The organism is Arthrobacter sp. SO3 (assembly GCF_020532825.1).
Classification (GTDB): domain Bacteria; phylum Actinomycetota; class Actinomycetes; order Actinomycetales; family Micrococcaceae; genus Arthrobacter.
In genome coordinates this window covers 1-12209 of sequence record NZ_MQTS01000026.1, presented here as the reverse complement: position 1 = coordinate 12209, position 12209 = coordinate 1, and the positions used below count along the sequence as shown (strand labels likewise).

Here is a 12209-nt window from a genome sequence, read left to right as displayed (position 1 = left end):
CGCCCGAAATCCGATTCAGCCCGCCGGGACGGCAAAAACCAGGCCCGGCGCCCCGACCGCCATCCGATGAAAAATCCGGGTTAGCGTCCGGCCAAGGAGGTCGTGGAGCTCCCGGAAGTGCCGTTCCGTCGCTTCCGCGTGGAATGCCGAGGTGTCCGCCATCGAATAGCCATGCGATGCCCCGGCGTAGATCTCGTTAGCGGACTCCAGACCTGCCGTGTCCAAGGCCTCGTCCAGGCGAGCAACGGCGTCGGCGTCCATGCTTTGATCATGATCGGCGTGGCCGAACACAAACCTGGCCCGGGCGTTGCCCAGTCCGAGATGGGGGCTGTCGGGGGCGTCGGTCGCGAGGCCACCGCCGTGGAAGCCACCGCAGGCCGCGACAACGTCCGGGTGGGCGGTCGCCGTGCGCACAGCAAGCCGTGCGCCCATGCAATAGCCGAAGACGCCGATCGGGCCGGGCGCGACGCCGTCGAGCGTGCCCAAACCGTCCACCCATGCATCGATGTCCGGCAGCGCTTTGTCCGTGGTGAGGCGTCCGACCCGCGGGAATGCGGCAGAGCCGGCTGCCTCGCGGCCCGCCGGCGTGGTCATATCCATTTCCGGAGCCAGCTCGGCCACCGTTCCTTCCCGGTAGAAGACGTTCGGGGCCAGCACAACGTAGCCCCAGTCGGCGATGCGTTGCGCCATGGCCTGGATGCGGGGGCGCAACCCGAAGGCATCCATGTAGAGGATGACACCCGGAAATGGGCCGGGGCCGGTGGAGGGGCGGGCCACCAGGGCCTCGGCGGTGCCGTCTGCGGTAGGAATCTCGATGAGCATCCGGTCAGGATATCCGAAGTGGTTCCGTCACCAGCTATTGTCGGCGTCGGGCGGCCGGGGCGACGCCGGGGGAACCTAGGAGTAGTACCGGCCCAGGGTCTCGGCCTTGAACTCGAAGAAGTTGCCGGCCTCGATGGCGAGCCGGGCGTCGTCGACCATCTTCACCACAAAGCGCTCGTTATGGATCGAGATCAGCGTCGCCGAGACCATCTCCTTGGCCTTGAACAGGTGGTGGATGTAGGCCCGCGAATAGTTCAGGCAGGCGTAGCAGTCGCAGCCCTCCTGCAGCGGGCCGAAGTCGCGCTTGTACATGGCACCGGAGAGGTTGTAGCGGCCGGTGGGGTGGTAGAACGCTGAATTCCGGGCCACCCGGGTCGGTGAAACGCAGTCGAAGGTGTCCGCGCCGTTCTCGATCGCGGTGAAGATGTCGTCCGGCTCGGAGATGCCGAGGAGGTGCCGGGGCTTGTTCTCGGGCAGTTCCTCGTTGCACCAGCGGACAATCGTGCCCAGGTTCTCCTTCTCCAGGGCCCCGCCGATGCCGAAGCCGTCGAAGTTCAGGGCGCCGAGGTCCCGGCAGGCCTTGCGGCGTAGATCCTGGTACTGGGCGCCCTGGATGACCCCGAAGAGCGCCTGGTACGGCTTGCCCGGGCGCTCGGACGTCAACCGGAAGTGCTCGGTGATGCAGCGCTCGGCCCAGCGCCGGGTCCGTTCCAGGGATTCCTCCTGGTAGCCGCGGGAATTCTGCAGGGTGGTCAGCTCGTCGAAGGCGAACATGATGTCCGCGCCGATCTGGTGCTGGACGTTCATGGAGATTTCGGGGCTGAAGCGGTGCCGGTCCCCGTTGAGGTGGCTCTTGAACCACACGCCTTCCTCGTCCACGTGGGCCAGGCGTTCCTTGCCGGAGGCCACGGCGTCGTCGGGTCCGGACTGGTCCACGGATTTCATGTCGATGACTTTTTTGAACCCCGAGCCCAGGCTCATCACCTGGAACCCGCCGGAGTCGGTGAAGGTGGGGCCACGCCAGTTCATGAAGGCGCCCAGGCCGCCCGCTTCATCGAGGATGTCCGCGCCGGGTTGCAGGTACAGGTGGTAGGCGTTGGCCAGCACGGCCTGCGCGCCCAGCTCGGCGACAGACTCCGGGAGCACCGACTTGACCGTGGCCTTGGTGCCGACGGCGATGAACGCCGGGGTCTGGATCTCGCCGTGCGGTGTGGTGATGGTGCCGGTGCGGCCGAGGAACTCCCCGCCGTTCCCGCTGACCTGGGCGCCGGTCGGTGAGCAGCTCTCACTCAGGCGCTTGCCCACGCGGAAGGAAAACTCGGACTGCTGGGCCGGCAGGAGCGATGACACGGGTGATTCGGGATTGGCTGGCACCGTTCAAGTGTGCCAGCTAACAGCCCCCAACCCTTAGTGCAACGGATCGGATGTGGGGTAGTTCTCAGCCAGCCATTTGTCCCAGTAATTGCGGATGGACTCCAGCTGGTGCGCCCCGAGGTCATAGGTGGATACGATGACGAGGGACCCGCCCTGGGGCCTGATGTCCTTGATGACCGGCTGGTCCGCCACAATCACCAGGCCTTCGCCGTGCTCCGCGTAGTGGTGGACCGTCAGGCCCACCTGGTGGTTGCTGCGGAACCACACCTTGCCGGAGAGTTCCTCGCCCGTGGCCAGGGTGAGCGAGTACGGTTCGCCGGGTTTGGGGATCTCGCTGAGGCCCAGCTGTTCGATGGCCGACCCCTCATTCCCCGGCACGGAAAAGAAGAAGGTCTTGCGCTTGCCGTGCGGATGCCGTTCGAGGGCGAAACGGAGCTGCTGGAGGAAAGTCAGCCAGCCCTGGGTAATGTCCTCGTCCCAGGCGGCCCACTCGGAATTGTGGTCCACGGCGGCCCGTATGACACTGACTTCCGTGCCCGTCGGTACCGGTTTCAGGGTGAAGACGTCCCCGCCATCGACCACCAGGGAGGTATGGTCGGCGCCTTCGACCACCTTGGGGCTGAAGTAGATCTCGTCGATCTCGGCCGCCTGGTCGTCGGCTTCCCAGCCGTGCCACTGGGCAACTTTGGCGGGCTCGCGCAGCATTGTCCAAACCTGCTGCGCGTCGGAGTTGATCACAACGCTCAGATTGTTCGTCATGGGGTGAATCTACAACGCCCGGCCGAGAGGGGGTAGGGGCCAAACGCCTCAGGACCGGACGGACTCGAGTTCGTTGCCGATCCGGCGGTCCAGCTCCGGGGCGCCGATGGTCTCCGATCCGCCGTGGGCGCGCAGGAAGAGCAGCGCCTCCAGCCGGAGCATCCGCCACTCGCGTTCCGCATCCGGATTCGAGTTGTCCATCGCGCGGAAGATTTCCTTGTCGTACAGGTTCGGTTCGTTCAGCGAGCGCTGGCGGACCTTGGCGTTGATGCGGGCCTTGAACGGGTCCGTTTCCATGCCATCGGGGGTGCGCAGGAACTTTTCGTAGACGGCGGCCCGTTCCTCCTGCCCGAGCTGGCGGCAGATGTAACTGGACAGGGCGAGGGAGGCCTCGACCGACGCCCAGCGGCCGCGGTTGCCGTCGAAGGGAAGCACGTTGAGCAGGTCGGCGACGGTGAGGGCGTTTTCGGCGTCCTTGAGGATGATGAACAGTTCCTGCGCGAGGTCGCTGAGGTCCTTGAGGCAGCTGCCGGACTTCGTGTTGATGCCCTTGGCCAGCCGTTCGCTGAGCAGGAGCACTCCCGTCGAGCTCGGGTGGGCCTGCGCTACGGCCTGCACCACGGACTCGGGCGTACCCTCAAGGGCGGGGATGAGCGCCAGGTCCTCTTCGCTGGGGCCGCTCACGGCAGGCGGCGCGGCCGGCAGCGGAGGGACGACGGCGGCGGGCGCTGCGGCGCCGTCCCCGGTCTCCCCGGAGCGGTCCTGCCCGCTGGCCCCGCCCTGGACGTTGCCATCATTCCGGGCAGGTTCGACGGGCTGCGGCGATGCACCGGCGGCCACGAACGAGGTGTCTTCAGCCTCGGCCCCGGCAGCCAGAATCAGGACGGTGGAGGCGGCTGCGATCCGGAGTCCGCCGCCGCCGGTGAGGGTCGCCAGGACCATGGCGGGAGTGCCGAAATCGTCAGTTTCGACGTCGACGCGCTGGATTTCGGCGGAACGGTTGCCATCGGGCAGGAGCAGGCGATCGCCGCTCTGCAGAGTTCCAGCCTGCTGTTCGATGTAGTTCGGGGCGGCTGGCGGGTGGGTCATCTGGAGTCCTTAAATTCTTTTGCAGTCCGCCCTACAGTCTACAAAGGCGCGCGGCGGAAGTCGGGGACGCAGTGCAAACCCCGGGCGTCCCGGGGCATCTTCCGGCTGGCCCGGCGCGGGTCAGTTCCCGACCCCGGCGAAGGCCAGGGCCTGCCGGATCAGGGCGCCGCGGCCGCCGCTGAACTCCAGCTGGACATCTGAGCTCATTACTTCCTGCGGCGTCATCCAGGTCAGCTCCAGGGCGTCCTGGCGGGGTGAGCATTCGCCGGTGACCGGGATGATGTAGGCCAGGGCGACGGCGTGCTGGCGGTCGTCGGTGAAACCGGTGTGGGACGGGGCCGGGAAGTATTCGGCCACCGTGAACGGCACCGGACTAATGGGCAGCTGGGGAAAAGCCAGCGGTCCGAGGTCCTTCTCCATATGGCGCAGCAGGGCCGCCCGGATGGTCTCCCGGTACAACACCCGTCCGGAAACCAGCGAGCGGATCATGTTGCCGTCCTCGTCCGCCTGCAGGAGCGTGCCAACCTCGTTCACAAACCCGAGCGGATCCAGCCGGACCGGGACGGCCTCGACGTAGACCATGGGCAACCGGCCGCGCGCCTCGAACAAATCATCTTCGGAGAGCCAGCCGGGGTTCGGGTCAGGAGTGCGAACGTTCATGGTTAAGTTCTACCCCATCCCTGCCGCCAGGGCGTGGTCCCCCTCACCCGAGTGCCGGCGCCGCGGAAATCCAGAGGGGCGGGTGGGCGGCCAAACCGTCTGCATCCGGGTTGGCCACATGCAGGGTGGGGACGGCTGATTCCTCGATGACAGCAGCCTCGTGTCCGGCCTCGTCAAGACGCTCACGCAAGGCGCCGAGGTCGCCGGCGTATTCAAAGCCCAGCCCGGCGCGTCCGGCCCCGGTGGCCGTGCCGACCATCAGGATCCCGCCGTTCTTCGCCGTGAACGCTTCGGATTCGACGGTGTCGACGTCGGTGTTTGTGTCGGCGTTGCCGATAGCGCCACTGCCCGGAATCGGGCGGGGCCGGGCACCGATGTCCCGCAGGGTTCTCGCCGCGGCCACCGCGTCTTCGGAGAACCAGACGGCGACGACGGCGAGGTCCGGGTCCGCTTCCGCTGACCTGACCCAGCTGCCGTCCGCGGCGCGCGCGGCCTGGTCGGCCAGGAAACTGAACCCGTCCGCGGCGGTGATGCGGCAGGACTGGCCATGGTCCGCGTCGATGAGCTCCGCGGTGGTGCCGCCCTCGGCCGCGCCGGCCTCCTTCGTCCGCCGGGCGAATTCCAACAGATCGCCCACCTCGACCCCCAAGGAGGTGGTGCCGTCCTCCGCGGAGCCCACTTCGGCGAAATGGAGGGCAAGGCGGCCGGAGCCGGCGTCGAACTCCCGCCAGGTGGGCTCGTCGACGGTCTTGATCATGCCCAGGTCGGTGAGCAGCCGCTCCCATTCGTCAATGCGGGAGGTGAAGTGGATCGGGCGGACACGCAGCATCGTTGCTCCTGAAGGGTGTGGCGGATTCCAGCTCTCAGGGACATCGTGCCACCAAAGCACTGCAAGTGGTCAGTGCGCGGCACAATAGTGCCATGGCTGTTGAACTTGAGGACCTGCTGGTGAAGGACGCAGCCGAGTGGCGCACCTGGCTGGAAGGGCACCACGCGGAGAGCCCCGGTGTATGGCTGGTGCTGCACAAAAAGGGCGGCACGGTCACGGAACTGGACTACGAGACCGCCCTGCAGGAAGCGCTTTGTTTCGGCTGGATCGACGGCCAGGGAAAGCGCCGTGACGAGGGAAGTTCCTTCCAGCGGATGACCCGCCGGGGACCGAAAAGTGTCTGGTCGGTCCGGAACGTGGAGCGGATCGGGCGCCTCGAGGCCGCGGGCCGGATGGCTCCCGCCGGACAGGCCGCCGTCGAGAGCGCCAAAGCCGACGGCCGGTGGGAAGCGGCTTACTCGGGTGCGGCCACGGCGGAGGTACCTGGGGACCTCGCCGCTGCCATTGCGGCCGAGCCCCGCGCGCAGGCGATGTTCGACGTCCTGACCTCGGTGAACCGGTATGCCCTGATCTACCGCACCAACGGGGTCAAACAGGCCGCCACCCGGGAGAAGAAGATCGCGGGATTCGTCGAGATGCTGGCCCGGTTCGAGACGCCCTACCCGCAGGCCCGGCGTCCGCCGGCCCCTGACGCCTAGGGATTTCCCCGCAGGCCCGGCGTCCTCCGGCCCCTGTCCGGCTCGTCTAAAACCCGACGCCCATGGCCTGGGCAATGACCACCGCAGACGCTGAGGACCAGGCCTGCGGATGGCACGACGCCGGATACGGCACCGCGTGGTCCGCCTCACCGGCCGTGATGCCGGCGAACAGTTCGGGCAGGCGGTGCCCGAAGGACCCGGACGCGGCCAGCAGGCCCTCGGCGATGGTGCGGGCCTCGGCGAGGAATCCCTCGGCGAGCAGCCCCCGCACCGCGATGGCGGTGTCGTGGCTCCAGACCGAACCGCAGTGGTAGCTGTACGGCCAGAAACCCGCGGCGCGACGGGAAATCGTGTGCACGCCGTAGCCGGAGAACAGTTCGGGGCTCAGCAGCCGGTCCGCCACGAGCCGGGCCTCCGAGGCATCCAGGATTCCGGTGCCGAGCAGATGTCCCATGTTGGAGCCCGGGATGTCCAGCGGATCGCCGTGCCCGTCGAGGGCCATGGCAGGGAACGGCCCGCCGTCGTCCTCGACCCAGAAGCGTTCGCGGAAGTTCTGTTGCAGCGCCTCGGCGAAGTCCCGCAGCGCCTGGCCTCCGGGTTCGCCGTAGGCGTCGAAGAGATCGGCGGTGTCCACGGCGGCCTGGTGCGCGTAGCCCTGCACCTCGGAGAGCGCGATCGGGCCGTCCGCCTGGCGGCCGTCGCGGAACTGCATGGCGTCGCGGGAATCCTTCCAGCCCTGGTTGCTGAGGCCGTGGCCGGTGGCATCCTGATAGCTGAGGAACCCGCTATTGGCGCTGCCGGGAGCGCCCGCGGCGGCCAGCAGCCATTCCACCGCCCGGGCCGCGTTGGGCAGGAGCGAGCGGACGGCGGCGTCGTCCAGTCCGGCGTGGCCGAGTTCGGCCAGCAGGCACAGCCAGAGCGGGGTGGAATCCACGGCGCCGTAGTACACCGGGGGCAGGCGCAGGCCCTGGCTCTCCAGCACCAGTTCTTTGGACCGGAGCTCGTGCAGGATCTTGCCGGGGTCCTCGGCGGCGGCCGGGTCGTTCTTCGTGCCCTGGAACGCCGCCAGGGAGCGCAGCGTTCCGGCGGCGAGGCCGGCGTCGAGCGGCAGGAGCAGCCGTGCGGCCCAGAGCGAGTCGCGCCCGAACAGGGTGAAATACCAGGGCGCCCCGGCGGCGAGGAACGGCGCGTCGGGCAGCTTCCGGGTAGCCAGGCGGAGACCGGCGAGATCATCGAGTGCGTTGTCCAGCAGCAGGCCCAGGGCGCCGGACGGCTCGGCCCGGACCCGGCGCGCTGCGGGCGGCCGGGCCGCCACGACAGCGTCCTCGCTGTCGGCCAGTACGGCCTGCCATTCTGCTTCGAAAGGGCGTCCCCGCCCGGCTGTGCCGCGCCAGAGGAGCCGCTGTCCGGCGGCGACGCTGCCGGGGGCGGCGACGGTCAGGGTCCGTCCGCCGTCCCGCCAGCGCAGGGTGGAATCGTCGGCGGAGAACGGCTCGGAGGGGTCCCGGAACCGGCTCAGCCGGATGGCGGCCATGTCGGTGAAGTCCGCGGCGAGCTGGATTTCGATTTCCACCTCGACCGACTCGAGGGAGGTGCCCAGCTGCAGGGAGTGCCGGACGACGCCGGGTGTGACCGTCCAGGTCTGGAGCAGTTCGACGGCGGGATCCTCCGTGGGTCCGGGGATGCCGCGGACCAGTCCGCGCACGCGCAGCACACCGCCGGCCTCCGCCTCGACCGTGGCGGGCTCCGGTTCGAGCCCGTTCACCCGCACCTCGGCCCGGCACAGCATCCGGGTGTCCCCGTGCAGCAGGCCGGTGAACCAGCCGCCGCCCGCCGCGCCAGGCGAGCCCGGGGCGTCCGTGCCGGGGCCGCTGGCGAGCCGCCCGTCGGCGTCGAGCCACAACTGGGTGGGCGCGGCAACGGAGCAGTGCTGGCGGTGGAGCGCTGGCTGGACAGTCATGCGCCCCACCCTATGCCGGGAGCGGGGCCCGCTCAACGGGCCCCGCAGGGCACGGCCGAGACACACGTGATGCAGGAGGGGCTGCCCTGGCGGCGGCTAAGCCGGAGGGAGGTCCTCCATCGGGAAGGCCACTGCCTCGCCGACGACGCGGAGGCAGAGCTCGGTGCCGGGGCGGGCGATTGAGGCATTCCAGTGCCGGATGGTGATGATTTCGCCGCCGCCGGGGTACCGGTGGTCGGCCACGGCGCCTTCCGCGAGGACGGGCGGGACGGCGAGTTTGAGCCGGACGGTGGTTTCGGGCCCGAAGTAATCGGTGTCCACCACAACGCCGCGGATCGGGCCGTCCTCGGCGATCCGGATCTGCTCCGGGCGCAGCATGAGCTGGACCCGGCCCTGTGCCGGGGGCCGGCGCACGGGGATGCCGCCCAGGGAACAGGTGGCGAGGGAGCCTTCCATCCAGGCGTCGAGGATGACGGCGTCGCCCAGGAATTCCGCGGTGGCACGGTCGGCGGGGCGGGTGTAGACGATGAAGGGGTTGCCGATCTGCGCCAGCCGTCCGCCGCGCATCACTGCCACCTGGTCCGCGAAGGACAGCGCCTCGCCCTGGTCGTGGGTGACCAGGATGGTCGTGACGCCGGCGTCGTGCAGCACCTTGCCCACGGCGCGGCGGGTGGCCACCCGCAGGCCGGCGTCCAGGGCGGAGAACGGTTCATCCAGGAGCATCAGTTCCGGCTCGCGGGCGAGGGCACGGGCCAGGGCGACCCGCTGCTGCTGCCCGCCGGAGAGTTCGTGCGGGCGCCGCTTGGCCATGGCAGGGTCCAGCGAAACCATTTCCAGCAGCTCGGCCACCCGGGCCTTCACTCCGCGGTGGCCGCCGGTGAGCTTGGCGGAGTCGAGCCCGAAGGAGATGTTCTGCCCGACGCTCAGGTGCGGGAAGAGGGCGCCGTCCTGCGCGACGTAGCCGACGTGGCGCTTGTGCGCCGGGACCCAGACGCCGTCGCCGGCCACCTTGTCGCCGTTGAGCGAGATGCTGCCTGTGTCCGGGTGCTCAAAACCCGCGATCAGCCGCAGCAGCGTGGTCTTGCCGGAGCCGGAGGGGCCCACGATCGCCGTTGTGCCGCCCTTCGCGACCGAGAGGTTGACACCCTTGAGGACGGCCTGGGAGCCGAAATTTTTGGTGACGGCGTCAATCTCCAGGTGGCTGTTGGTGCTGGTGGCCACGGACGCGGCGACCCGCGGTTCCGGGAGCCGGGAAGGGCTGTATTGGGTCACTGTCCCGCTGCTTTCTTGGACTGCTGGAAGAGGAGGTAGGTCATCGGTGCCGAAATCACGATCATCAGCAGGGCGTAAGGGGCGGCACCGGCGTAGTCGATCTCGCTGCTCTTGCTCCAGAATTCGGTGGCTAGCGTGCGGGTGCCGTTGGGGGAGAGCAGCAGGGTTGCCGTCAGTTCGTTCACGATCGCCAGGAACACCAGCGCGGCGCCGCCCGCGGCGGCCGGGGCGGTCAGCCGCAGCGTGACCCGGAGGAAGGCCAGCAGCGGCGGCTTGCCGAGCGCCTGGGCTGCCTCGTCGAGTTCCTTCGGTGCCTGGGCCAGGCCGGAGCGGATGTTGACCAGCGCGCGCGGCAGGAACAGCAGCACGTAGGCCGCGACCAGCAACACGGAGGTCTGGTACAGGTTGGGCGCCGCCTTGATGCTGACCGTCACGAAGGCCAGCCCCACCACGATCCCCGGCATGGAGCTCGTGATGTAGTTGGACAGCTCCAGGGCCTTGCTGAACCAGCTGGGATGCCGCACGGCCAGGTACGCCATCGGGAACGCGACGACCGTGGTGGCCAGGGCGCCGGCCAGGCCATACGTCAGCGTCTGCAGCAGGGCCGGCAGGAACTCCTCCGCGGCCCAGATGTCCGGTCCGCCGGCGTAGATCCAGCGCAGCACGAAGGTCAGCGGCAGCCCGAAGGCCAGCGCGGTGAGCGCGATCAGGAACAGCTGGGCCGGCAGCTGGTAGGCGTGCAGCGGCAGGCGCAGTGCCCGGGCCTGGGCGCCGGAGCCGATCCTGGCGTACCGGGCACTGCCGCGGCTTCGCACTTCCGCCAGCAGCAGGATCAGGCACAGGAACACGAGTACGCTGGCCAGCATGTTCCCTGCGGTGCCGTTGAAGGTGGACTGGTACTGCACCATGATCGCGGTGGTGAAGGTGTCGAAACGGATCATCGCGAAGGCGCCGTATTCGGCCAGCAGGTGCAGGGACACGAGCAGCGCGCCGCCGGTCATCGCGATCCGCAGCTGCGGCAGCACCACACGGAAGAAGGCCCGCCAGGCGCCGAGGCCCAGGGACGCGGCGGATTGTTCGATGGCCGGGTCCAGCCGGCTGAGCGTCGCGGCGGCCGGGATGTAGACGAGCGGGAAATAGGACAGCGTAGCGATCAGCACCCCGGACCACAGGCCCTCGAGCGAGGGCACCGCGGAGACCCAGGCGTAGCTGTTGACGAACGCGGGGATGGCGAGCGGGGCCGCGAGCAACACGGCCCACCATTTGTGCCCCTTGAGCTGGGTGCGTTCCACCAGCCACGCGCCGCCCACCCCGAGGATGAGGCACAGCGGCACGGTGACCAGCATCAGCAGCACCGTGTTCAGCAGCAGCTCGCCGACGCGCGCCCGGAAGATCAGGTCCATGGCGGTGTCCCACCCGGTGGCCACCGTCATGACGATGACGTAGCCCAGCGGAATCAGCGCGAAGAGCGCGATGAGGACTGCCAGGACCGCAATTACAGATACGCCGAAAGGCGGGCGGGGGCGCTTGCCCCTGCCCGCCGTCGTCGTGTTCCCGGATGTTTCGGGAGCCGCCAGCTTGGTTGTCACGTGGTTAGAGCAGTCCTGCCTTGGTCATCAGCTCGGTGACCTTGGCGGAGTTGAGCTTGGCCGGGTCCACAGTGGGTGCCTGCAGGTCCGGCAGCGGGACGAGCTTTTCGTTGGACGGGACGCCGGAAGCGATGGCGTACTCGAAGGAGGTGCCCTTCTGCAGGACTTCCTGGCCCTTCTTGCCGGTGATGAACTTGACGAAGGCCTGGGCCGCCGCCGCGTTCTTCGAGGACTTCAGCACGCCGCCGCCGGAGACGGACACGAAGGCGCCCGGATCCTGGTTCTTGAAGTAGTACGGGGTGACGTTATTGGAGTTCTCGCCGGTCTTGGCCTGGTCGCCGTAGTAGTAGTAGTGGTAGATCAGTGCGGCGTCGACTTCGCCGGCGTTGACTGCCTTCATCGCGGTGCTGTTGCCCTTGTAGGCCTTGGAGTTTTCCTTCATGCCCTGGAGCCATTCCTCGGTGGCGGCTTCGCCCTTGAGTTCCAGCAGGGCCGAGACGATCGCCTGGAAGTCGGCACCGGACGGCGAGGCCGCCCACTTGCCCTTCCACTCCGGCTTGGCCAGGTCCAGCATGGACTTCGGCAGCTGGTCTGCGGTGAGCTTGGCCTTGTCGTAGACCAGCACGGTGGAGCGGGCTGCGATGCCGGTCCACTTGTTGGTGGAGGGCCGGAATTCGGCGGGCACCTGGTCGATGGTGGCTTTGTCGACGTCGGCGAAGAGTCCGGCGTTTTCCACCTGGGCCATGGCCGGGGAGTTTTCGGTAAGGAAGACATCGGCCGGGGAGGCCTGGCCCTCCTGGATGATCTGGTTGGACATCTCGGTGTCCGAGCCCTGGCGGAGGGTGACCTTGACACCGGTTTCCGCGGTGAACGCGTCCACCCATTCCTTGGTCAGTGATTCGTGCTGGGCGTTGTAGACCGTGATCTCTCCGGAGATCTTGCCGTCAGCGGCGGCGCTGCCGGGGGAGGTCGAGTTGCCGGAGCCACAGGCGGTGAGGCCGAGCGCGGCGGTGGCGGCAAGTGCGATACCTGCCAGCGCGTTGTTGCGGATCTTCATGGGGCTGCTTTCTGCAAGGAAGGTCTTGGGCCCCTAGCCCCCCTGTGAGCGGGGAAGTTAGGGCATGCTCACTAGGAAAAACTGTAGGTTAGCCAAACCT

The 12209-nt window shown here is 68.4% G+C and carries 11 protein-coding genes; 1 reads left to right on the top strand and 10 read right to left on the bottom strand.

All coding sequences use genetic code 11. The features are described from left to right. Positions 1 to 15: 15 nt before the first annotated feature. From BJQ90_RS03250 to BJQ90_RS03225, 6 genes are all read right to left on the bottom strand, one after another. Positions 16 to 822 carry a dienelactone hydrolase family protein gene (locus BJQ90_RS03250; protein WP_226758878.1) on the bottom strand — a complete coding sequence of 269 codons (807 nt, stop codon included), beginning with the start codon at positions 820 to 822 and terminating at the stop codon, positions 16 to 18. 75 nt (positions 823 to 897) lie between these two features. Further along, on the bottom strand, positions 898 to 2196 hold the full coding sequence (gene tgt / locus BJQ90_RS03245; RefSeq protein WP_226758877.1) for a tRNA guanosine(34) transglycosylase Tgt: 1299 nt from the start codon (positions 2194 to 2196) through the stop codon (positions 898 to 900). A gap of 33 nt (positions 2197 to 2229) precedes the next feature. Next, positions 2230 to 2955, bottom strand: coding sequence for an SRPBCC domain-containing protein (locus BJQ90_RS03240; protein WP_226758876.1), 726 nt, complete (start codon positions 2953 to 2955; stop codon positions 2230 to 2232). Between the two features lie 48 nt (positions 2956 to 3003). Continuing rightward, positions 3004 to 4044 carry a DUF6707 family protein gene (locus BJQ90_RS03235; protein ID WP_226758875.1) on the bottom strand — a complete coding sequence of 347 codons (1041 nt, stop codon included), beginning with the start codon at positions 4042 to 4044 and terminating at the stop codon, positions 3004 to 3006. Between the two features lie 120 nt (positions 4045 to 4164). After that, a complete protein-coding gene (locus BJQ90_RS03230; RefSeq protein ID WP_226758874.1) occupies positions 4165 to 4704 on the bottom strand; it encodes an NUDIX hydrolase family protein in 540 nt (179 codons plus the stop codon). Positions 4705 to 4747: 43 nt separating this feature from the next. After that, complete coding sequence (locus tag BJQ90_RS03225) at positions 4748 to 5533, bottom strand: VOC family protein (protein ID WP_226758873.1); 786 nt, start codon at positions 5531 to 5533, stop codon at positions 4748 to 4750. A gap of 92 nt (positions 5534 to 5625) precedes the next feature. On the opposite strand from BJQ90_RS03225, the gene BJQ90_RS03220 reads away from it, so the two are divergent. Next, positions 5626 to 6231, top strand: coding sequence for a YdeI/OmpD-associated family protein (locus BJQ90_RS03220; RefSeq protein ID WP_226758872.1), 606 nt, complete (start codon positions 5626 to 5628; stop codon positions 6229 to 6231). A 46-nt stretch (positions 6232 to 6277) separates the two neighbouring features. Here the strand turns inward: BJQ90_RS03220 and BJQ90_RS03215 are convergent, their stop codons facing one another. The 4 genes from BJQ90_RS03215 to BJQ90_RS03200 all read right to left on the bottom strand — a co-directional run bounded on the left by BJQ90_RS03215 (position 6278) and on the right by BJQ90_RS03200 (position 12109). Then, positions 6278 to 8191: a glycogen debranching N-terminal domain-containing protein gene (locus BJQ90_RS03215; RefSeq protein ID WP_226758871.1), complete on the bottom strand. Its 1914-nt coding sequence runs from the start codon at positions 8189 to 8191 to the stop codon at positions 6278 to 6280. 96 nt (positions 8192 to 8287) lie between these two features. After that, entirely contained in the window at positions 8288 to 9463 is a 1176-nt protein-coding gene (locus BJQ90_RS03210) for an ABC transporter ATP-binding protein (RefSeq protein WP_226758870.1), read from the bottom strand. Continuing rightward, positions 9460 to 11052, bottom strand: coding sequence for an ABC transporter permease (locus tag BJQ90_RS03205; RefSeq protein WP_226758869.1), 1593 nt, complete (start codon positions 11050 to 11052; stop codon positions 9460 to 9462). The genes BJQ90_RS03210 and BJQ90_RS03205 overlap by 4 nt, the downstream gene beginning before the upstream one ends. 4 nt (positions 11053 to 11056) lie before the next feature. Beyond that, entirely contained in the window at positions 11057 to 12109 is a 1053-nt protein-coding gene (locus tag BJQ90_RS03200; protein ID WP_226758868.1) for an iron ABC transporter substrate-binding protein, read from the bottom strand. Positions 12110 to 12209 lie beyond the last annotated feature (100 nt).